General features: G+C 56.7%; 20 protein-coding genes. All 20 read left to right on the top strand.

Annotated elements, in window-relative coordinates; all coding sequences use genetic code 11:
- Positions 1 to 117: 117 nt before the first annotated feature.
- The 20 genes from MED193_RS01740 to MED193_RS01645 all read left to right on the top strand — a co-directional run bounded on the left by MED193_RS01740 (position 118) and on the right by MED193_RS01645 (position 20,966).
- Positions 118 to 1,230, top strand: coding sequence for a lytic transglycosylase domain-containing protein (locus MED193_RS01740; RefSeq protein WP_039965699.1), 1,113 nt, complete (start codon positions 118 to 120; stop codon positions 1,228 to 1,230).
- Positions 1,227 to 1,994 carry a type IV secretion system protein gene (locus MED193_RS01735; protein WP_039965697.1) on the top strand — a complete coding sequence of 256 codons (768 nt, stop codon included), beginning with the start codon at positions 1,227 to 1,229 and terminating at the stop codon, positions 1,992 to 1,994. The genes MED193_RS01740 and MED193_RS01735 overlap by 4 nt, the downstream gene beginning before the upstream one ends.
- Complete coding sequence (locus MED193_RS01730; RefSeq protein ID WP_245812279.1) at positions 1,991 to 2,410, top strand: hypothetical protein; 420 nt, start codon at positions 1,991 to 1,993, stop codon at positions 2,408 to 2,410. Before MED193_RS01735 ends, MED193_RS01730 begins: the two co-directional genes overlap by 4 nt.
- A 3-nt stretch (positions 2,411 to 2,413) precedes the next feature.
- Positions 2,414 to 3,427, top strand: a complete 1,014-nt coding sequence (locus MED193_RS01725) for a type IV secretion system protein (RefSeq protein ID WP_009807903.1) — start codon at positions 2,414 to 2,416, stop codon at positions 3,425 to 3,427.
- Positions 3,428 to 3,446: 19 nt separating this feature from the next.
- Positions 3,447 to 4,118, top strand: a complete 672-nt coding sequence (locus MED193_RS01720) for a virB8 family protein (protein WP_009807902.1) — start codon at positions 3,447 to 3,449, stop codon at positions 4,116 to 4,118.
- Positions 4,119 to 4,179: 61 nt separating this feature from the next.
- On the top strand, positions 4,180 to 4,854 hold the full coding sequence (locus tag MED193_RS01715; protein ID WP_050757561.1) for a TrbG/VirB9 family P-type conjugative transfer protein: 675 nt from the start codon (positions 4,180 to 4,182) through the stop codon (positions 4,852 to 4,854).
- 2 nt (positions 4,855 to 4,856) lie between these two features.
- A complete protein-coding gene (locus MED193_RS01710; RefSeq protein WP_009807900.1) occupies positions 4,857 to 6,287 on the top strand; it encodes a TrbI/VirB10 family protein in 1,431 nt (476 codons plus the stop codon).
- Between the two features lie 26 nt (positions 6,288 to 6,313).
- Positions 6,314 to 7,264, top strand: a complete 951-nt coding sequence (locus MED193_RS01705) for a CpaF family protein (protein ID WP_009807899.1) — start codon at positions 6,314 to 6,316, stop codon at positions 7,262 to 7,264.
- A 472-nt stretch (positions 7,265 to 7,736) separates the two neighbouring features.
- On the top strand, positions 7,737 to 9,107 hold the full coding sequence (locus MED193_RS01700) for an aminotransferase (RefSeq protein ID WP_009807898.1): 1,371 nt from the start codon (positions 7,737 to 7,739) through the stop codon (positions 9,105 to 9,107).
- Entirely contained in the window at positions 9,094 to 9,918 is an 825-nt protein-coding gene (locus MED193_RS01695) for an N-formylglutamate amidohydrolase (protein ID WP_009807897.1), read from the top strand. The genes MED193_RS01700 and MED193_RS01695 overlap by 14 nt, the downstream gene beginning before the upstream one ends.
- A gap of 18 nt (positions 9,919 to 9,936) precedes the next feature.
- Complete coding sequence (locus MED193_RS01690) at positions 9,937 to 11,307, top strand: glutamine synthetase family protein (RefSeq protein ID WP_009807895.1); 1,371 nt, start codon at positions 9,937 to 9,939, stop codon at positions 11,305 to 11,307.
- A 47-nt stretch (positions 11,308 to 11,354) separates the two neighbouring features.
- On the top strand, positions 11,355 to 12,749 hold the full coding sequence (locus MED193_RS01685) for an aldehyde dehydrogenase family protein (RefSeq protein WP_009807894.1): 1,395 nt from the start codon (positions 11,355 to 11,357) through the stop codon (positions 12,747 to 12,749).
- A 227-nt stretch (positions 12,750 to 12,976) separates the two neighbouring features.
- Positions 12,977 to 13,951, top strand: a complete 975-nt coding sequence (locus tag MED193_RS01680) for a helix-turn-helix domain-containing protein (RefSeq protein ID WP_009807893.1) — start codon at positions 12,977 to 12,979, stop codon at positions 13,949 to 13,951.
- A gap of 110 nt (positions 13,952 to 14,061) precedes the next feature.
- Positions 14,062 to 15,162, top strand: a complete 1,101-nt coding sequence (locus MED193_RS01675; protein WP_009807892.1) for a class II histone deacetylase — start codon at positions 14,062 to 14,064, stop codon at positions 15,160 to 15,162.
- A 26-nt stretch (positions 15,163 to 15,188) separates the two neighbouring features.
- Positions 15,189 to 16,793, top strand: a complete 1,605-nt coding sequence (locus MED193_RS01670) for an ABC transporter substrate-binding protein (protein WP_009807891.1) — start codon at positions 15,189 to 15,191, stop codon at positions 16,791 to 16,793.
- Between the two features lie 3 nt (positions 16,794 to 16,796).
- Entirely contained in the window at positions 16,797 to 17,750 is a 954-nt protein-coding gene (locus tag MED193_RS01665) for an ABC transporter permease (RefSeq protein ID WP_009807890.1), read from the top strand.
- A 4-nt stretch (positions 17,751 to 17,754) separates the two neighbouring features.
- Positions 17,755 to 18,615: an ABC transporter permease gene (locus MED193_RS01660; protein WP_009807889.1), complete on the top strand. Its 861-nt coding sequence runs from the start codon at positions 17,755 to 17,757 to the stop codon at positions 18,613 to 18,615.
- A 4-nt stretch (positions 18,616 to 18,619) separates the two neighbouring features.
- On the top strand, positions 18,620 to 19,585 hold the full coding sequence (locus tag MED193_RS01655) for an ABC transporter ATP-binding protein (RefSeq protein ID WP_009807888.1): 966 nt from the start codon (positions 18,620 to 18,622) through the stop codon (positions 19,583 to 19,585).
- Entirely contained in the window at positions 19,582 to 20,523 is a 942-nt protein-coding gene (locus MED193_RS01650) for an ABC transporter ATP-binding protein (protein WP_009807887.1), read from the top strand. Before MED193_RS01655 ends, MED193_RS01650 begins: the two co-directional genes overlap by 4 nt.
- Positions 20,524 to 20,639: 116 nt before the next feature.
- Entirely contained in the window at positions 20,640 to 20,966 is a 327-nt protein-coding gene (locus MED193_RS01645; protein WP_009807886.1) for a hypothetical protein, read from the top strand.
- The last annotated feature ends 6 nt before the right edge of the window (positions 20,967 to 20,972 follow it).

The raw sequence follows: 20,972 nt of genomic DNA, 5'->3' as shown, positions 1-20,972 counted from the left end.
CTTTGATCGAAGTGGTGAGCCAGTTGTCTCACGCGCGACAATCTCGTTTGCGGCTACGGCACCCGTTTCAGGCGCGAATGGCAAAGACTGCACATTCGAAGCCCTGCCGCGCCCAGAATGATCCGCCCTGCAATCATAAGTGCCGGGCTTTGCCTCTGTATGCATGCAACCTCGGGCTTCGCCCAAGGTGTCCCAACGCAAGACAATGCTGCGATCGGGCAAACCATCGCGCGGGTGACCGCATTGGTTCAGGACTTAGGAACCCAAGGTGACAAAGAGGCCGAGCGTTCTTCCATCGCCGACGTGCAAGCAGATCAGCTGCGCACGCTTGAAGCCATTTCCGCGGCCATGACCGGTCCGGGCTTTGATATCAGCGCCCTTGAGGGCAACGCTGATTTTGGTGTCGCCTCGGTCTATCCCAACATCGATACAAGCCCGATGAACAGCCGTCTCTTTGGCGAGGGGCGCGAAACCGTCGAAATGATGATTGTGCGCGTTGCAGGCGAATATGCTGGCGCACCAGGCGTCGCACGGGCTGGTCTTTCCGCCACGCAATGGCGCTGCTTGTTTCAGGCACTGATCAAACAGGAAAGCCGGTTTAACATCACCGCCGAAAGTCATGTTGGTGCTTATGGTTTAACCCAACTTATGCCCGGCACGGCGTCAGACTTGGGCGTAAATCCATATGATCCAATGGATAATCTGCGTGGTGGTGCGCGCTACATCACGACCCAGTTGAACCGCTTTGGCAATATCCCGCATGCGCTCGCGGCCTATAACGCTGGCCCCGGACGCGTGATTGAGTATGGCGGCGTGCCACCGTTTACCGAGACCCAAGGCTACGTGCGCAATATCTCCAAGTTCTACAACGAATACCTCGCGGTTGTCGGCGGGGCAGACGCGCTTGGCACATTGTCATCCTCAGATTTCGCCCTCGCTGAATACGCCAACATCTCGGATGCAGGCGTCTATTATGCGGCAAGCAGCCACGCCACGACGATGCAGGTCATCAACCGCCTGCGCGCGATCATTCTGCAAATCGACGCCCAACCAAATGCGAAAGCCGCGTGGGAACTCAACACCTACGCCAAAGCTGAAATCGCCCGCATCCTAAATCTGCGCGTCAGGCTGATGGCAGCCAATCAACAACGCGAAGCGACCCATGCCCAACATCTGGTCGCGGACCGCCTATCCGAGCGTGAATTCATGCAAATGGGAGTGCCAAATTGAAACAACTTCTTCTTTCCGTCGCGGTGATAACCACCCTCGGTGTATCGTCACCCGCAAAGGCACAAGGTGTTCCAACCTTCGATGGATCGCAACTTGGTCAGCTGGTTGCCCAACTTGAACACATGGCTGAAGATCTCAACGTGCAGCTGCAACAGTTGGCGACGATGCGGTTGGAGCTGGAGACGCAGCTGTCTCAACTGCTGAACTTGGAAGCCCAACTCACATCTCTGATCGAAGGCAGCGGATTGAGCGGCCTCTTCGCATCGATCGAAGAATTCCGGGCCTTGCGGGGTAAGCTCGTCGCACCTTTAAACACGGCACGGGCTTTGGCGGACGGCGATTTCCTGAGCGGCTTCAATCCCGGCGCTGAACTGGAAGCCTCGGTCGAACGGGTTCTATCCGGCAGCGGGTTCACATCAGAGACATTGAGCACCCTTTCTTCCTCGCCGGAACCCGCCGACAATCGCATCGCGACCTCAGCAGGCGCTAGCGCGATGTTGTCAGTCGCGGCTCAAGAAAGCCATGCAGAAGCTGGGCAAAGTCTGGAGCGGCTTGAAACAATGGTTGGCTTGATCGACGATCAGGACGGCTTGAAAGCGGCTGTTGATCTTAACACACGGGTCACGGCGGAACTCGGGATCATCCTCACACAAATCTGGCGTTTGGAAGCGGCGCAAGGTGTCAGCGCTGGACAGCTTGGCGTTGTTGATGCGGCTACACTGGCTGACGAGCGCCGGTTCAGATCAATGGCGGTGGATCCATGATGATGCGCGTCTCACCTGCGTTCAGATTGATCATAACAGCTCTGCTTCTCACGCAGCCTATACCCGCCTTTGCAGAAACACCGGGCACAACATCAGGCGGGCCTAAGCCTTTCAATTCAATGGCCGTCGCACCAGATGCCGAGGAATTCTGCCGCGTTCCACGCCCTCCTGCTGGTCTCGCGGAGACCGCTTATCTGCGTAACGGCTATCGTGCGATATTGCGTATTCTCGTTGCCGAACGGCAGTTGGAAACTGAGACCTGTGATTGTCCCTTGAGCGATTTCACATGGGACATGGCTCTCGCAGAACTGCCGCGCTTTCAGACGACTGACAACCCGCGCCTGCCGTTCAAGGTCCTCGACCTCTATGCCATGGCCGATGCGCTCGAGGCCGAGCACGCAGAGGGTTGTTCATAATAGATGGGCATTATTCGCGATATCCTCGACCAGGTCGATGCAGCTGTCGACAGCGTCGCGCAAGAAGGGTTCATCTCATCTGCAGCCGCCGTTGGCGATGTCATCACTGCAGGTGCCATCCTGCTCCTTATCTTGCTCGGCATCAATGTCGTGATGCAGCTCAGACCCATGACCTTTGGCAGCGCGTTTGCGTTTGGGATCAAGATTTCGCTGGTCGCTATCTTTGCGCAGAGTTGGGATAATTTCAGCGTCATCTACGGCATTGCGACACAAGTGCCGGACTCCGTCGGCGCATCCATTCTCGCCCTCACGGGATCTGGCGACGAGGCTGGCGTCTATGAGAGCCTCGACAACATGGTGGCTCGCATCACAGCCTACGGCGACACCATCGGTGATCAAGCAGGCTGGGTCTTTGGAGCCGTGCTTGGCGCGATCTTCTTTGTGCTCTCCGCACTCTTCGCAGCCGTTACCGCTGGGATCATCGCCTTCGCCAAAATCGTCTTTGCGCTGATGATCGTAATTGCCCCTTTCATGATCATCACATCGCTGTTCAAGCCAACCCAATCCCTTTTTGAGGCCTGGAGCCGTGCGACCATCGGCTACGCCTTGATGCCCGTCGCCGCTGCGGGTGCTGCTGGCATCATCGTTGCGATCGCAGAAGCCATCGGCGATGCGTCCGCCGATCCAGTCGATGTCGAAACGGTGAGCCTCATCTTGCCATTCTTGGTCATTCTACTGCTCAGCGCCGGAATTATGGCATCCGTCCCTTACATTGCTTCCAACCTAACCGGCGTGATGGGTATTGCGTCCAACGCTGTCGGCCTGACCGGTCTGGCGCGCCGTGGTATCGTCAACACAAGCGACTATGGCACAGGCAGTGCCACGCGCTTCGCAACGGGCAAATCACCACAAGAACTCCAGCAAGCGGTGAACAGCGGCGTTGTCAAAACGGGCGAAGCGATCCGTCGAACACCGGCAACAGCGCTCAACACCGTCAAATCTTTCCGCGCCCCATAACGAAAGACCAACACCAAAAATGAAGAGTCAAACTAGCCAAGACCAAAGCGACGCCTTTGCGGTGGATTTTATCTACGGCCCACGCAGGCGCGAACGATTTGCCTATTTTGTGGCGGCAGCTGGCGTTCTGGTCGGGCTGGCAGGAATAGTCGCTGGTGCAAGCTTGTTCCCGCTCAAATCGATTGAAACCTTTGTCGTCGTTGTCGACAAAGAAACCGGCCAAATGGACCGCGTCGCTGCCGTTCAAGCTCTGTCCTTATCTGAGAGCGATGCCATCATCCAAGCCAATCTTGTGGCCTATGTGGATGATCGAGAGACCTACGATCTGACGGACGGCGAACAACGGATCAATTCTGTCCTCGAACGATCAGACGGGGATGCCGCACGCACCTTGCGCGATCTTTGGACCTCGTCCAACGAAGACTACCCGATTGCCGTTTATGGCCGCGATGCCGTGATCGAAGTGGTGATCAAATCTGTGAACCAGATCGAGCCCGGCGTGGCGCAAGTGCGTTTTACCCGCACTCTGCGCCGCGCGCGCGACACCCGCTCGGTGACCCGCAGCTACGTGGCCACTGTTGGCTACGCCTTTGAACCTGAAACCCGCCAACGCCTGCAGGACGTATGGGCCAACCCCATGGGCTTCGTGGTCACCTCTTACCGCGTCGACGCCGAGACTTTGGAGAACTGATCCCTTGAACACCGCTGCCTGTTTGATTTGTGCTGCCGCTTTGCTATCGGCGTCCCCTGCAATGTCCGAGACCGTTCCGCGAAGCGGGCCGCTCGACAATCGTGTGCGCACCGCAACTTACGTTGAGAACCAAGTCTTCGTGATTGAAACCGACTTGCGTCATTCAACGACTATCCACTTTGGGCAGGGCGAACGGTTTGACGTCGTCATCGTTGGCGACACCGAGAGTTTCCAAGTCGATCCGATCCCCGAGCTTGGCAATGTCCTGACCATCAAGCCCCATGTCCAAGGGGCCTCAACCAACATGACGGTGATCACTAACCGCCGAACATATTCTTTCCATTTGCGTGAAGGGGCCATTCCGGGTCGCTCGGGCATGTTTTTCGAAGTGCGGTTTCGGTATCCAGAGGATGAGCGTCGCGCGGCAGCAGCCAGTACCCAACCCAAAGGCTTTGAGGCCCCTCGCAACTACAGCTACCGCGTCGCGGGCGAGGGCGATTTCCGCCCAACCCATATCTACGACGACGGGCGCTATACGTATTTCACCTTTCCTGAAAACGGCCGCCAACCCGCAGTTTTTAAGGCCGACGAGCAAGGCCGCGAGCGCACAGTAAACTGGACCCAGCAAGGCAACACGGTGCGGGTGCTCGGGGTGAACGAATTCTGGACTCTTCGCATTGGCGATGAGGCCATCTGCGCCTTGCGCGATGACAGCGCAATTTATGTGAGCAACTGAACATGGCAGACGAGAACACACCCGACCTGCGGGACCGCCTCAGCACGTTCAGTCAAAAGAACAAGACCAAACGCCGTGGCGGCAACATTGGGGTCGGGGCATTGGCGATCGCCCTTGCGCTTGGCGGAGGTGGTGCTGCCTATTTGCTGGCGACCAATCTGCAGGAAGGAACAACAGGCTTAGAAACATCCGACGTCGAGACGTTCCAAGACCAACGCACCGGAAATGGTGGCAGATTAGAATTCCCACCGGATGAAGCGGAACAGCAGGTTAATGATGCACTGATCGCGGTTGAAGAGGCACTCGATGTTCCGTCCCCTGTCCCAGCTGCAGAACCCAGTGCCGCAGTGCTCGAAGAAATCGCAAAACTAAGGGAAGCTCTTGCCGCCAGCCAATCGGCCCGCAACGCCGAAATCCAAGAAGCTGTCTCAGATCTGCGAGAAGCATTCCAAGTCCAGACAGACGCGCTTGAAGCCTCCATTGCTGCCAAAGATACCGAGATAGAAAACGCGCAGCGGCAGAGCGAAGCACGTTTGGCAGGACTACAAGCGATGTTGGATGCAGAACGTGCGCAGCGCGAAGGGCTCGAGGCAGAGATGGCACGCGATGGATTGATTGCAGATCAGCGGTTGCTCGAAGAACGCCAACGCCAGGAAGAAGAGCAGCGTCAGCGCGAAGTGGAGCAGGCCGCCCAAGAACTGCTAAACGCGCAGATCGTCTCTCCCTCGGTCGTTTATGCGGATGGCCCGCGGTCCACATCCGCTGGCGGAACAAATCCCACTGCTGCATTGGCAGGAGCGGATGGACCAACCCTGTCTGAAAACGAGCAGTACTTGCGACAAGGCGCACGGCCGTTGGACGTGCAAGAAGCGTCCCAAATGGCCTTCCCAGAGCGAACGCTTTCACAAGGCTCTGTCATTCAAGCTGCCTTGCAAACAGCAATCAACAGCGACCTGCCCGGCTCTGTTGTGGCGGTTGTGTCTGAACCGGTGCCTGCGTTTTCTGGCGATCAGATCCTGATCCCGCGCGGCTCCCGCCTTTTTGGCCAATACCGTTCCGGAATTGAGTTGAACCAAAAACGCATCCTGATCCTTTGGACACGCGTTCTGACCCCCGATGGGACGTCGATAGAAATCGCCTCCGTTGGCGGCGACCAGCTTGGACGCTCTGGGTTAACTGGGATCGTCGACACAAAGTTCGCTGAACGCTTTGGTGGCGCGGCTCTGATCTCGCTCATTGGCGCAGCACCTGCTGTCGCCGCAAACAGTACCGACAATGAAATAGCCAGCGAAGTACTTGAGGGGGTTTCTGGTGACCTCGAAGATGCCGTGGGATCTGTGATCGCTGAGCAAGTCTCGATCTCACCCACTATCTATATTGATCAAGGTGCATCCGTGACCGTCCTCGTCGACCGCGATGTGGTGATCTATTGAGCCAATCGCCCCTGCCTGCGTCATACTTGGAGCGATATCTTGAACCGTTTCGGGAGCTGCTACTGCGCGACGACATCGTCGAGATTGCAATCAATCCTGATGGCAAAGTCTGGATCGAAGCCGCAGGTGACGCGGCAATGCGTCATGAAGGTCAAATCGTAGACCGCGCCACGGCATTCAATTTGGCACAGACAATCGTCGGTGATGCCAATGCCCGCGTGTCAGAGAAAAACCCACTGGTATCCGGAAAAGTTGAATACGGAGGCCGCCCGCTGCGCGTTCAGGTCGCGGTTCCACCTGCCATTGAACAGGGCGCTTCGATCACAATCCGTTTGTTCGCAACTGCGGGCGTCACGGGGTACACACCATCCTATCTTTTTGGCAAAGCTGTTTCGCTCGACCAGTTGAGAGCTGAAAAGATGAAGGGCATTGCCAACCAAGCTGAAGAGAACCTTGAAGCAGCGTTGGAGGCCCTAGTACATCAAAGGCTCAATGTCTTGATCAGTGGTGGCACGTCGACAGGCAAGACCACCTTTGCCCGACATCTCCTTACTCATGTCGATGATGGCGAACGGCTAATCACGATTGAAGATGCGTTTGAACTGTTCCCTAGCCAACCCAACACCGTAGCCCTGCTGGCAAGTCGCGGCACTGGCACACAGAGAAGTTCGAACGCGCTTTTGCAAGCTTCTTTGCGGATGCGCCCTGACCGAATTATCGTTGGGGAACTGCGCGGGGACGAAGCCTTGACCTATCTTGAAGCGATCAACACCGGACACGGCGGGTCAGTCTCAACCATCCATGCGGAAACAGCTGAGCTCGCAATAGATCGTTTAGCAATAATGGTCTTGCAAGCGGGCACGCCGTTGAACTTCGCTGAGGTGCGGCAGTACATTCAGAAGTCGATCGATGTCATCGTCCAATTGGTGCGGGTAGATGGCAGACGCGGAATCGCTGAGTTTTATTTGCCCAACTAGACTCAATAATGCGCGACGATTGCGGCCATTCGCTGCGCGGTGCACAAACTGGTAAGATGCGGGACGAAGCCGACCTATGCAGGTGCGGCTATTGCATACGCAGCATTTGCTCGCATACGCAGCACTCTGATCGCTGCTATACAAAGGATGTCGCGAGACCAGCCATTTGCTGGCGTCACATTGACCAAAATCGAGGCGGTAATTGCGCCGCAGGGCGTCCCTACGTAAAGGGCGCTGACAGAGTCAGCTATTGCCCGCTCAGCCGTTGCGCGCCGAAAACTCAATTCGGTGTACGCGTTCGCGACAACCGGGTTACTTCACCGCAATGGGTTTCTCCAAACCGGACAATGAAGGGCGCGTTGCGGCACCCCTTGCGTCAAGTTTGGCAGGATATGTTTTTTTAGTTGACCAAAGTGCAAAAGTCTCGTTATGTATTTTTAGCACCTAAAAGAACACTAAAGGGAATCGACCGATGAACAAGCAGGCCTCCAATTCGTGGGAACAGAGAGATATGACGAATGTCTTTCACGGCTTTACCGACCTCGGCACACTGAACTCAAATGGCCCGGTGGTTCTGTCGCACGGTGAAGGTATTTATGTGTTCGACGTTCACGGCAAAAGTTACATGGATGCGAATTCCGGCCTGTGGAACAATGTTGCCGGGTTCAATCATCAGGGGCTTATCGACACGATCTGCGAGCAAGCCCGCCGGTTCCCCGGATATCATGCGTTTTTCGGACGTATCGCAGATACGACCGTTGCGTTGTCGGAAAAGCTGATTGATGTCTCACCCTTTGACGCGGGCAAGGTGTATTACACCAACTCAGGATCCGAGGCGAATGACACCATGGTCAAGATGCTGTGGATGCTGCACCGTCGCAATGGTCAGCCTCAGCGGCGCAAGATCATCACACGGCTGAATGCCTATCACGGGGTGACGGTGGCGTCCGCGTCGATGACAGGCAAATCATACAATGCCGAGTTCGGATTGCCGCTGCCGGGTTTTTTGCACGCGGATTGCCCGCATTACTGGCGATATGGGTTGGGGGGCGAAAGCGAACTGGAGTTTTCGCAACGGCTGGCGCGCAACCTGGAAGAGCTGATCATCAAGGAAGGGCCCGACACCATCGCTGGCATGTTTGCCGAACCAGTGATGGGTGCGGGCGGCGTCATTCCACCATCAGAAGGGTATTTCGAGGCGATCCGCCCGATTTTGCGCAAATACAGCATCCCTTTCGTCGCCGATGAGGTGATCTGTGGCTTTGGTCGCACGGGGGCGATGTGGGGCAGCGTCAAATACAACATGGAGCCTGATGCAATCATCGCGTCGAAATGCATCACCGCCGGGTATTTCCCGATGGGCGCGATCATACTGGGCAAGGAATTCAGCGACGAGTTGCTGCGCGTGTCCGAGAATGCCGAAGAGTTTCCGCACGGGTTTACTGCAGGAGGCAACCCCTTGGGCAGCGCGGTCGCCCTCAAGGCGCTGGATGTTCTGGAAAACGAGGGATTGTTGGAAAACGTCAACCTCGTCAGCCCCCGGTTCCTTGAGCGTCTGCACAAACTTGGCGCGCACAAATACGCCGGCGAGGCGCGTGGCGTTGGTCTGATGGGGGCCGTCGAACTTGTCGCCAACAAGGACACCAAGGAAGCACTTCCCGGTGAGATGCAGGTCTCAGAGCGGATTGCAAACAAGGCACTCGAAAAAGGTCTGATCTGCCGACCTCTTGGCGCCTCAATCGTTCTTGGACCGCCCTTCATCATCACAGAAGACCAAATCGACGAAATGTTCGATATCCTTGAAGAGACGATGGCAGAGGTCTTCGCCGATGTCGGTCTTTGATCAGCACCCCTGGGACATTGGGTTTCAGGAAGGCTCGGTGCCCCGGCGACCTTTGCTGGGAGCAAAGGAACCTACCCCGGCGAAAGTGCTTAACGGGTCTGGCAAAGGTCCGTTTGTTTTCGGTTGTGAGCACGCAGGGAACCGCATTCCAAAGTCGCTTGGCACTCTTGGGCTGACCAAGGCAGAGCGATCCCGGCACATTGCCTGGGATATTGGGGCAGCGCATCTGACCGAAAAACTGTCCGAAAAACTGGACAGTCCGGCGGTTTTACAACGCTATTCCCGGCTGGTGTTCGACTGCAATCGAACCGCCAGTCATCCCGGTGCATTTGTTGTCGAGGCCGACGGATCAAATGTGTCCGGCAACGAAAACCTCGGCAAGGAAGAAAAGTTAGAACGCGAAGAGGCGATCTATCGCCCCTTTCACAATACTCTGAGTGAAATCACGGACCGGCGTCGTTGGATGGGTGAGCGCATTGCCTATGTGGCCGTGCACAGTTTCAACGATCAAGTTCACGGCGAAACCCGCCCATGGCATGTGGGGTTTCTCTATAATCAGCGGTCCGGAATGTCCCGCTTTATGATCGACTGGTTCCAGAGCAACACGGAATACGAGGTTGGCGACAACCAACCCTACTCCCCTCTCGATGCGGTAGACCACACGCTACGGAATCAGGCCGAAACTCGCGGTCTGCCTTACACAATGGTCGAAATCCGAAACGATCTTTTGCGGTCAGAAAGGCAGATCGCTGTTTGGGCCGCCTTGTTGACGCAGGCGCTCCGGGCATTTGCCAAAGACCACAATCTCTAATTCAGGAACCGGAACATGATGGGTAAACAACTCCACCTGAAGACTGTCGAAGAGGTTCGGCAATATGTATCCGAGAAGGATCCCAAGCACATCAAAGTCGGTTTTTTCGATGTCGATGGCGTATTTCGCGGCAAGTTCATGGCGCAAGGAAAATTCCTGTCGGCCCTTCAGGATGGTTATGGGTTTTGCGACGCGGTTCTCGGGTGGGATGTCGCGGATACGCTTTATGACAACTCAAAATTCACTGGCTGGCATACCGGGTTTCCCGACGCGACTCTGCGGATCATTCCCGAAAGCGGCGTGATCCTGCCTTTTGACAATGAAACGTTGTTCTTCTCATCAGAGTTTTCCGGTCGCGCAGAATCGATCTGCCCGCGCGGCGTATTGCGCCGGGTTCTTCAACGCGCACACGACATGGGCTTCATTGCCAAAGCAGCGATGGAATTTGAGTTCTTCATGTTCCAGGAAACCCCGGACAGCCTTGAAGAAAAGGGATTTCGGGACCTGAAAAACCTGAGTCCGGGAAACATGAGCTATTCAGCTCTCAGATCGATCGTTCAGGAAGACTTGTACCAGGATATTTTGGACACTTTCGGCTCGATCGGGATCGAATTGGAAGGGCTGCATGCCGAAACTGGCCCCGGGGTGGTTGAAACCGCACTTGCGGTCGATGGCGCGCTGGCGATGGCCGACAAGGCATCGATATTCAAGGCCTTCATGAAGATCCTCGCGCAGAAGCGCGGGCTGATGGCGACATTCATGGCCAAATGGAACCAGAACCTGTCCGGGCAAAGTGGCCACACCCATATGTCTTTGTGGTCGCTTGATGGGGCACCACGGTTTTACGACGCCAATGGCGATCACCGAATGAGCCAGACGATGCGCCATTTCCTTGGCGGGCAGCTTGCGTATCTGCGCGAGTTTGCAGCAATGATCGCGCCGAACATCAACAGTTATGCCCGTTTGACACCCGGCCATTGGGCACCGACATCAGCAACCTGGGGCGTAGACAACCGGACAGTGGGTATTCGCGTCATCCCAGAGTCTGAAAAATCGCATCGGCTGGAATACCGGATTCCGGGGTCGGACGTGAACCCGTACCTGTCCATGGCTGCGGCCATAGGCTCGGGGCTGTTGGGCATTGAACAGGGCATTGAGCCCGGCGATGCCGCGACCGGCAACGCCTATGACCTTGATGTTCCAACCACGCGTCAATTGCCGACCAATCTGGAAAGTGCCGGGATATTGTTCGGAGCGTCCCAAGCGGCCAACGCGATGTTTGGCAAGGCCTTTGTCGAGCATTTTTCCGCCTCGCGGATCTTTGAGGCCCGTGAGTTTGGCCGCGCCGTCACCGATTGGGAACTCAGACGCTATTTCGAAGTGCTCTGACCCAGACAGAGTACCGAAAACCACTCAGGCACCTTCAGGAGATTGTCATGTCCAATGCGATCAAATGCATTTCACCGGTTGATGGCAGCGTCTACGCAGAGCGTCCGGCGACTTCGGTTACGCAGGCGCGCAGCGTATTTGCCGCCGCCAAACAGGCGCAAGCAAAATGGTCTGCCTTGTCCCTGGAGGACCGCTGCGCCTTGCTGCATCGGGCGGTTGATCATTTCGTCTCGCATGCCTCCGACATCGCCATTGAAATCTCTTGGCAAATGGGGCGTCCGGTGTCGCAAGCGGCGGGTGAAATCGGCGGGCTCGAAGAGCGGGCGCGATACATGATCGACATCGCGCCAGAAGCGCTCCACCAAGACGCATTGCCGCAAAGCGGGCTGGCCTTGCGCACCATCCGGCGTGAAGCTTTGGGCACGGTTTTTGTGATCGCGCCTTGGAATTTTCCTTTTCTGACTGCAACAAACGCGGTTTTTCCGGCCCTTGCGGCGGGCAATTCCGTTGTACTGAAACACTCGGCGCAGACGCTGGTGTGTGGCGAACGATTTGCCCAGGCTTTCGCGGCGGCGGGACTGCCCGAGGGGGTGTTTCAGCAGATCATGCCGACTAACGCCGACACCACAACCCTCATTGAAGAAGGCCATCACGATCATATCGTCTTTACTGGCTCTGTCGGGGTCGGACGGTATCTGCAACAGGTCAACGCAGTGAATTTTTCCGGCATTGACCTGGAATTGGGCGGCAAGGATCCGGCCTATGTGCGCTCGGATGCCAATATCGGCTTTGCCGCCGAATCCCTTGTCGACGGCGCGTTTTTCAATTCAGGCCAGTCCTGTTGCGGCATCGAACGTATTTACGTTCACAAGGATGTTTTTCAGTCGTTTGTCGACAAGGTCGTTGAACATGTGAACGCCTACCGTCTGGGCAACCCGACGCTGCCCGAGACCACGCTTGGGCCCGTGGTCAACACCACCGCTGCCGACTTTGTACGTGGGCAGGTGGCAGAGGCAGTGGCCTCTGGTGCGCGCATGTTGATTGACCCGACACACTTTCCGACTGACCAGCCCGGCAGCCCCTATTTGGCACCCCAGGTTTTGGTCGATGTGACCCACGATATGCGGGTGATGACCGAAGAGAGCTTTGGTCCGGTGGTTGGCATCATAGCGGTCGAGGATGACGCGCAGGCGATCGCGTTGATGAACGACAGCGATTTTGGACTGACAACATCCATCTGGACATCGGATTTGGACGCGGCCGAGGCGCTGTCTGCGCAATTGGCAACCGGCACATGTTTTGCCAACCGGTGCGATTATCTCGATCCCGGCCTGGCATGGACAGGGGTGAAAGACACCGGGCGCGGCTGTTCGCTTTCGTCGCATGCGTACGGCCACCTTACACGGCTGAAATCCTATCACTTTCGCGCACAGCCCCAATGAGCGCTGGTTTGGATGCCTTGAGCGCATTTAGTTTTGAATTCGGCAACGCAAGCGCAAAATCCAGAAAACGCTTGGCGAAATACCAAAGATGATGTATTTAAGCGTATAAGAAAAACAATAATGGACGATTGCACACTTGAACCATCGTCACAGTATCGAGCTGTTTCGCAAACCATGAGGCGGAACCGCTCAACCGGAGTGACGAATTCGACCATAGGGGGCTGCTTATGGGAGCGATGCCAATTCATGCAGATCTGATCTATTGCACGTCCGAGTTCTCGAAGGCGTCGCGCCTTGAAGAATGGCGCGCCTCGATGTCAGATGCTTACTATGCGCTGGATATTGTTGAGGACGACCGACACGCGCTGGATGCAAAGATCGAGATCGTAACGCTGTCAAACGTCTGCATCTCGAAATTTCGCAGCACTACAGCGAAGGGGTTTCGCACCCGCAAAAGCATTGCGCACGACACCACGGAACACTTTGTGTTTGTCTTCGTTACGGAAGGCGAGATGTTTTTCAATCAGTTGGCGCGCTGGGGAACCTTGTCAGCGGGGCAATACGTCATGCTGCGCTCGGGCGAACCTTACGAGCTTTCCTGTCTCAGTCCGAGCAACGCGATCACCCTGCACCTGCCGGTTTCGGATGTCGAAGATCGTTACAAGCTGGCCCATTTGCATTGTGCCAAAGCCATTGAATCCGACGCGGTCCTATTTCCTATGGCGGCCTCGGTCATGCAGTCTGTGGGATCGGTTCCGGTTTCCGCCAGAAAAGCGATGAGCCATGATCTGCGCAGGCAGGTGATTGATACCATCCTGTTGTTGTTGCGCGCCGAGCGGATACAGGCCAATGTTGATGGCAATGACGGCCATTTGGGGCGGCTGATCGACTATATCGAACAGAATTATGCCAACACAGACTTGTCTGCGCGGACGGCGGCACAAGACATGGGAATGTCGGTCTCGCACGTGCACCGCGCCTTTGGCAGTTTCAATCTGACATTCGGAAGCACCTTGCGCGACACGCGCCTCGCGCAATCTTACGAACTGCTAAGGTCCTCAGAGGGGCAAAACTCGAATATTGGCGAGATTGCTTTCAAGGTCGGATTTCTGGATCATTCGCATTTCTCAAAATCCTTTAGAACCGCGTTCGGGATTAGCCCGACAGAGGTTCAGCAAGGGGCCAGTCGCCCCGGGAAGTAGCGAGCGGACCGCGATGAGACTCCAGAACCAGACTTAAGAGATTCTGATCATAACGCCTGTGTTTCGCGGCCCCTAAGCTTTTTAGATATCCGGCGAAATGGGAGGGCCAGATGGCAACGGGTTTGGTTTATCACGAGATTTGTATGTGGCACGATGCAGGGAATGTCAGTTCCTTCGTGCCGGCCGGGCTTGACGTACAGCCAGACCGGCATGCCGAAGAGCCTGAAACCAAACGGCGTATCCGCAACCTGTTGGATGTCAGCGGTCTCTTGGACCAACTAATTCTGATCAAGCCTGAGCCTGCCGAGATTTCGCAGATCGCGCGCGTCCATCCTGACAGCTACATTTCAGGCATCGAAGAGGCCAGCAAATCGGGCGGCGCGGAAGTCGGTCTGAATACCTTCATAGGAAATGAGGGATTTGACATCGCCCGAGTCTCGACCGGTGGCAGCATCGCGATCATGGATGGCGTTCTGAATGGCCAGATGAAAAACGGCTATGCCCTGGTGCGTCCTCCAGGGCACCATGCGCGCCCGACCGAGGCCATGGGGTTTTGTATCTTTGCCAATGCATCAATCGCCATTCGCGAAATGCAGGAGAAATACCAACTGGATCGTGTCGCCATCGTGGATTGGGACGCGCACCACGGCAATGGTGCGGAAGAGATTTTCTATGAAGACCCTTCGGTCCTGACCATTTCGTTGCATCAGGACAATCTCTTTCCTCTCGATAGCGGTGCAATGTCGTCGATCGGCGAAGGTCGCGGCGAAGGCAATAACATAAATGTCCCGCTGCCTCCGGGATCCGGGCGGGGTGCCTATCAGGCCGCGTTCGACCGTGTCGTCATTCCGGCGCTGCAGGCCTACAAACCGCAGCTGATTGTCGTGTGCTCCGGATTTGATGCCTGCGGGCTTGATCCGCTGGCGCGGCTGATGTTGCACAGCAGCGTTTACGCCAACCTGACCAAACAGTTGATGGAGTGTGCCGACGATCTTTGCCAGGGGCGCATCGCGATGCTGCACGAGGGTGGTTATTCCCGCGCATTGGCACCCTATTGCGGTCTGGCTGTGATGGAAACGCTGTCCGGTATCAAAACGAACATCACCGATCCCTTCGATGAATATGTGTCGGCGTTTGGTGGGCAGGATCTGCAACCGCATCAAGAGGCCGTGGTGAACGAAGCGCGCGGCCTCGTGGACAATCTGAGATAACATTAAAATGCCAAAGGGAGGCACCTATGACCAATGAACACCATTCCGCTGATCTGAGCGCTGAAGACCTCAGGTCTGCCCTGACCAGACGCAGCTTTCTGCGCACTGCAGCCATGACCGGTCTTGCGGCGGCCTCGGCGACGGGCGTTCCTGGCGCTCTTTATGCGCAAGGCGCCTCGACCATGACATGGGCCAAGCCGCTGGAAACCACGATGCTTGATCCGCACACGGCGATCCTTGGTTCTTCCTGGCAGATGCTGCATCTGGTCTATGACAGCCTGATCGATGTTGATGAAGAGCTCAATCCGATCCCGGCCATCGCCGAAAGCTGGGAACAGGAAAGCCCGACCAGCTATCTCTTTACCATCCGGTCCGGGGTGAAGTTCTCCAACGGTGCCGATCTGACGATTGCCGACGTTGTTGGCAGCCTCAAGCGGGTTCAGGATCCGGCGACCGGGTCGTGGTGGGTGCGCCCGATGGGCATGATCGATGATGTTGTTGCGGTTGGCGACAACCAAGTGCGCGTTACCCTTCAGGAACCGCACACGCCACTGATTGCGGCGCTGGCGGCGACCATGTGTTCGATCCTGCCGATGTCGTTGGTGGAAAGCGGCGAGCTTGATGTGTCCAAGGATATGCTAGGCAGCGGGCCGTACAAAATTGTGTCGCATGAACAGGACGACAACTGGGTTCTGGAACGCAACCCACATTACTATCAGCAGGGGCTTCCGAAAATCGACCGGATCGTTGTCAAGATCGTGCCCAGTGATAACACCCGGATTGCGCAATTGCGCGACGGCTCGATTGATATTGCCAGCTTCGAGGCCAGCCCCGACGCAGGGCTTTTGTTGCGCGGCGTCGCCAATGTCGAGGTGAATGTCGAAGACGTTACAAACTACTACATCCTTGGCCTGAACGCGGTCGCGGAGGATTCGCCTTTCAAAGATATCAAACTGCGTCAGGCCGTTGCTCTGACGCTGGACCGCGAACTAATCGCCAATATCGCGCTTGGTGGTGGCGGACAGCCAACCGCCGTCATGGCCCCGGCGCACAAGGCCTGTGATACGTCAAAGCTGCCTCTCTTTGGGCAGGATCTGGACCGCGCGCGCCAGCTGCTTGCCGAAAGCGGCAATGAAGACCTGAGCTTTGAGCTGTTGGTGCGCAACATCCCGGCAGATATCCAGATGGCACAGGTCATCGCGCAAGGCGTCGCCAAAATCGGCCTGACCGCCAATATCGCGGTGGTTGATGAAGGCATCTGGGTGCAGCGCGCCTGGATCGACAATCCTAGTAAATTCGAGGCCATGATCACCTGGTATGCCGGTTACGCTGACCCCGCCATTTCAACCCTTTGGTGGAATCCGGGTGTGGCAGGTTTCACCGCCGGTCACGTTGAAAACAACGATGACATCAACGCGGCGATTGACGCGGCATATCAAACAGGCGGCGAGGCCCGTGGCGCAGTGTTGCAGAATCTTTGTGCCAAAATTGATGAATCGGCCAACGTGATACCTCTGGTCACGCGGCAGGACACCATTGCCTATCGCAGTGACAAGCTGAAAGCCAAGCTCGCGCATCTTGAGGGCTATGTGCACACGCTGCGCAACGTCGAAACCTTCGAGTTGATGTAAGCGATGACGCAGCTTCTCAAATTCATCGCTTTCAGGGTCGGCAGTGCGCTGCTGACCCTGATCGGCGTGTCGATCTTCATTTTTCTGGCAATCCACATGCTGCCAGGCAGTTTCGAAGACGTTCTTGCGCCGCGCGGACCAGAGGAGCTGCGCCAGCAAATCGCCGAGAAATTTGGTCTAAATCAACCGCTTCCGATCCAATACGCCAAATGGCTTGGGTCGGTTGCCACCGGCGATCTGGGGATTTCTCTGATCACGCAGGATCCAATTGTGGACAGTTTTGCAAGCCGTGTTCCGGTGACAATCGAGCTGGCTTTGCTGGCCACCTTTACCTCTGCGGTGATCGGAATTCCGTTGGGGTTGTGGTCCGGTCTGGCCCATCGCCGCGCGGGCGTATCCGGCATCGCCCGGGTGCTGGGAAGCTTTATCATGAGCGTCCCGGATTTTGTAATCGCCAGCGTGTTCCTGTTTGTTTTTTCGCGCTACTCGCTTGGCCTGACGGTGGGGCAATGGGTGCCGTTTCAGGAAGATTTCGGAGGGCATATCCGGTCGATCATCCTGCCAGCGGTGACCTTGTCGGCGGTCGGGATCGGGCTATTCATTACAACGACACGCAACGCGGTGATCGGGATTCTATCCAAAGACTACATCATGGCCGCTCTGGCGCGCGGAGAAGAACCCAGAGAAATCGTTCAAGGCCACGTTTTGCGCAACATCTCAAACCCACTGGTGACCACCCTGTCGATCTACCTTGGCTATCTGATCGGCGGCGCCATCATTGTCGAATACGTGTATTCGGTGCCGGGGATGGGCCGGTTTTTGGTCCAGGGGTTACTCAATCGCGACTACCCAATCGTTCAGGCGACCGTTCTTGTGATTGCCTGCGCCGTTGTCTTTATCAACATGACCGCCGACATCGCCTATGGGCTGATCGATCCGCGGCTTCGCAAAGGGTAACAATATGAATTTGCGCCCTTTGATCCATCACTGGCTGGAGTTCCACCGCGCCGACAGGCTGGCTGGGTTTGCCTCGCTGACCATGGCCACCCTGATCCTCGCCGCCCTGTTGGCGCCGTTGTTGCCCATAGATCCACCCGATCAGGTGGCCGCCTATCCACGGCTCTCGCCACCATCCGCCGACATTGTTTTCGGATCCGACAATCTGGGCCGCAATATGTTGTCGCGCGTCCTGCAGGGCATTCAGGTGACGATCTTGTTGGCTACAACGGCGGTGTTGTGTTCCGCACTGGCCGGGATCGTGATCGGCCTGATCGCCGCCTATTCCGGAAAGGTGCTGGACGAGATCATCAGCCGCCTGTCGGACATCGTGTTCTCGTTTCCAGCCGTGCTGATGGGCCTGTTGATCACCGCCATCATCGGCCCTGGCGAATTTGCCGCAATCTGCGCGATCATCTTGGTTACTCTTCCGCCCATGGTCCGGGTGGTGCGTGCGGCTGCGATGGATGTCACGGGCGCCGATTTCGTGACAATTTCAAAACTGTCCGGGGCGTCGCCTGCGCGGCAATTGCTAGTACATATTCTGCCCAATATCGCGGTGCCAGTCGTCACCCAGGTCGCCTATTCAATCTCGGTCGGGATGCTGGTTGAAAGCGCGCTGAGCTTTCTTGGTCTTGGTTCCCAACCACCTGCTGCATCACTGGGATCGCTGCTGCGCGAGGGCAGTCTCTATATCACATTTGCCCCTTGGCTGGTTTTTGCGCCCGCGCTGTTTCTGGTGCTGGCAATCTGGAGCGTCAATCTGATCGGTGAAGGCATGCGGGTGTTTTTCGACCCGGTGCGCGCCCGTAGCCTGGAGGATTGAGACAATGAGCGACCTTCTGACCGTTGAAAACCTGACCGTGTCCTATCACACCAAGACGCGTGAGGTGACCGCTCTGCTTGATGTCTCGCTGTCTTTGGCTCCGGGCGAAGTGTTTGGCATTGTCGGTGAAAGCGGCTGCGGCAAATCCACCTTCTCATCGGTGATTGGCCACCTGCTAGGGCCCGCCGGGCAGGTTGAATCCGGCTTGGTTGAGGTTGCCGGGCACAACGTGCTCGCGCTGTCTGGCAAAACACTGCGCGCCTATCGCTCCAACGATATCGCCTATGTCTTTCAGGACCCGATGAGCGTGCTTGATCCGACCAAGACATTGGGCAAACAGTATCGTCGGCTCTTAGGCTCATCCGACTGGAAGCAAAAGGCCATCGACGCCTTGAATCATGTCGGGCTAGGCGATCATCAGCGCGTGTTGTCGAGCTTTCCCCATCAACTTTCGGGCGGCATGGCGCAACGGGTTGTGATTGCGATGGCCCTGATGCGCATGCCAAAGCTTTTGATCGCGGATGAGCCAACCGCGGCACTGGATGCGTCCATCCGCAGCGGTGTTATGGAACTCTTGACCAAATGGTGCAGCGAAATCGGCGCGGCGATGCTAATCATCAGCCATGATATCCCGATCATCTCGCGGTTTTGCGACCGCATTGGTGTCATGTATGCCGGGCGTTTCGTAGAAATAGGGCCAGCGGCAGAGTTCATCACCTCACCATTGCATCCTTACCCGATTGCACTGCTGGCTTCCGAGCCGGGGCATGAAGGAGAAGATGGCGTGTTACAAAGCCTGGAAGGCGCGCCGCCGCTTTCGATTTCAAGGGACCGCGCCTGCGCTTTTGCAGACCGGTGTGCCCATCGTGACGATGTTTGCACCAGTGATTTTCCTGCCCCAGTCAAGGTTGGATCGTCCACCGTTTCCTGTTGTCGCATCGATGCCATTCACGCGGAGGCCACCCGATGAGCAGCGTCATATCAGTTCGCAATGCCGATGTTCAGTTTTCGTCGGGCCCGCCCTGGGCAAAGTCGGTTGTGCATGCCCTGCAGGATGTCAGTATCGATATTGAGCCCGGCCAGATCTTTGGTCTTGTCGGTGAATCCGGGTCCGGCAAGACAACGCTGGGCCGGGCCTGTCTGGGCCTTCAGGGCCTGACAAATGGGGAAATTGAATTTGCTGGCACGCCGTTCAACCAACTCGGCCGAAAGCAGCTCAAAGGGCAGCTTGCCGCCGTGCTGCAAAACCCGCGCAGTTCGCTGAACCCCGCGCTGAAAGTGGCAACTTCGGTTGAAGAGCCGCTCAAGATTAACCAGCACGCGCACGGCCCCGAGGCACGCAAGCAAGTCGATCGCATGTTAGAACGGGTCGGATTGGCCAGCGGCGTTGGTGATCGGTTTCCTAATGAGCTGTCCGGTGGGCAGAGACAGCGGGTGTCCATCGCAAGGGCACTGATTACTAAGCCCAGGTTCATCCTGTTTGACGAGGCCGTCAGCGCGCTTGATGTGTCGGTACAGGCGCAGATCCTGAACCTGATCAAGGAATTGCAGGCAAGCGTCGGTTTCGCGGCCCTGTTCATATCGCACGACCTAGCCGCGACTCGCTATGTCTGCGACCGGGTGGTCGTGCTCTATCATGGCCGGATCATGGAAGACTGTGGGCGGCGGCTGCTCTATGGACGGGCGCGTCATCCCTATACGCGCGGGCTTCAGGCCGCCAGTGGCCTGATTGATGATGATACCGTCCACCTTGAAGTGGACGACAAAGGCGCATCCCCGACAGGTTGCCCATTGGCCGGACGCTGCCCCGAGCGCATGGCAATGTGTGGCGAAACGCTGCCACAAGCCTATAGCGCCGGTGGCGGCAAGGTCTTTTGCCATCTTTATGATGAGGTATCGGAACGATGACCTGCCGCGAAGATTGCCAATGCCAGCCGTCACCCTCGTGGCTGCGAAATCAACAGAACCTCCCTGCAACTTGCCGGGGCAAAGCCATTGCCCCGGTCTTTTCCTAGGAGAACCGCATGGCGCGCTATCAGATTTCAGACAGTGACCATCCTTTTGCCCGCGAATTTCTGGCACAGCCGATCGGCTATCACAGCCCCGGGCTGCAGCGCGTGCTGAACCGGATGCGTGGGGCGGACTGGGCTTTCAAATACATTTTGGTGATCGAGGAGCGCCATTCAAAATGGCGACTGGGCAAGCTGCCCAAAGCTCGCGGATCCAAGGTCGAGATGGTCGAGGGCGTGGTCTATTTTGACTTGCTGGAGGCTGAGCGCGATATTTTCAAACGCCGCTGGATGGATCTGACGGGTCAGGACGTCGACGCCCTGTTGTCGCAGACCGGATAAGGGGAA

The sequence above is a fragment of the Roseobacter sp. MED193 genome (genome assembly GCF_000152965.1).
Taxonomy (GTDB): Bacteria; Pseudomonadota; Alphaproteobacteria; order Rhodobacterales; family Rhodobacteraceae; genus Pseudophaeobacter.
This window is presented reverse-complemented; position numbering and strand designations above follow the sequence as displayed.

Coding starts and splice junctions, on each gene's coding strand:
- MED193_RS01740 (WP_039965699.1), top strand. CDS start 118: ATGATCCGCCCTGCAATCATAAGTGCCGGGCTTTGCCTCTGTATGCAT.
- MED193_RS01730 (WP_245812279.1), top strand. CDS start 1,991: ATGATGATGCGCGTCTCACCTGCGTTCAGATTGATCATAACAGCTCTG.
- MED193_RS01725 (WP_009807903.1), top strand. CDS start 2,414: ATGGGCATTATTCGCGATATCCTCGACCAGGTCGATGCAGCTGTCGAC.
- MED193_RS01720 (WP_009807902.1), top strand. CDS start 3,447: ATGAAGAGTCAAACTAGCCAAGACCAAAGCGACGCCTTTGCGGTGGAT.
- MED193_RS01715 (WP_050757561.1), top strand. CDS start 4,180: ATGTCCGAGACCGTTCCGCGAAGCGGGCCGCTCGACAATCGTGTGCGC.
- MED193_RS01710 (WP_009807900.1), top strand. CDS start 4,857: ATGGCAGACGAGAACACACCCGACCTGCGGGACCGCCTCAGCACGTTC.
- MED193_RS01700 (WP_009807898.1), top strand. CDS start 7,737: ATGAACAAGCAGGCCTCCAATTCGTGGGAACAGAGAGATATGACGAAT.
- MED193_RS01695 (WP_009807897.1), top strand. CDS start 9,094: ATGTCGGTCTTTGATCAGCACCCCTGGGACATTGGGTTTCAGGAAGGC.
- MED193_RS01690 (WP_009807895.1), top strand. CDS start 9,937: ATGGGTAAACAACTCCACCTGAAGACTGTCGAAGAGGTTCGGCAATAT.
- MED193_RS01685 (WP_009807894.1), top strand. CDS start 11,355: ATGTCCAATGCGATCAAATGCATTTCACCGGTTGATGGCAGCGTCTAC.
- MED193_RS01680 (WP_009807893.1), top strand. CDS start 12,977: ATGGGAGCGATGCCAATTCATGCAGATCTGATCTATTGCACGTCCGAG.
- MED193_RS01675 (WP_009807892.1), top strand. CDS start 14,062: ATGGCAACGGGTTTGGTTTATCACGAGATTTGTATGTGGCACGATGCA.
- MED193_RS01670 (WP_009807891.1), top strand. CDS start 15,189: ATGACCAATGAACACCATTCCGCTGATCTGAGCGCTGAAGACCTCAGG.
- MED193_RS01665 (WP_009807890.1), top strand. CDS start 16,797: ATGACGCAGCTTCTCAAATTCATCGCTTTCAGGGTCGGCAGTGCGCTG.
- MED193_RS01660 (WP_009807889.1), top strand. CDS start 17,755: ATGAATTTGCGCCCTTTGATCCATCACTGGCTGGAGTTCCACCGCGCC.
- MED193_RS01655 (WP_009807888.1), top strand. CDS start 18,620: ATGAGCGACCTTCTGACCGTTGAAAACCTGACCGTGTCCTATCACACC.
- MED193_RS01650 (WP_009807887.1), top strand. CDS start 19,582: ATGAGCAGCGTCATATCAGTTCGCAATGCCGATGTTCAGTTTTCGTCG.
- MED193_RS01645 (WP_009807886.1), top strand. CDS start 20,640: ATGGCGCGCTATCAGATTTCAGACAGTGACCATCCTTTTGCCCGCGAA.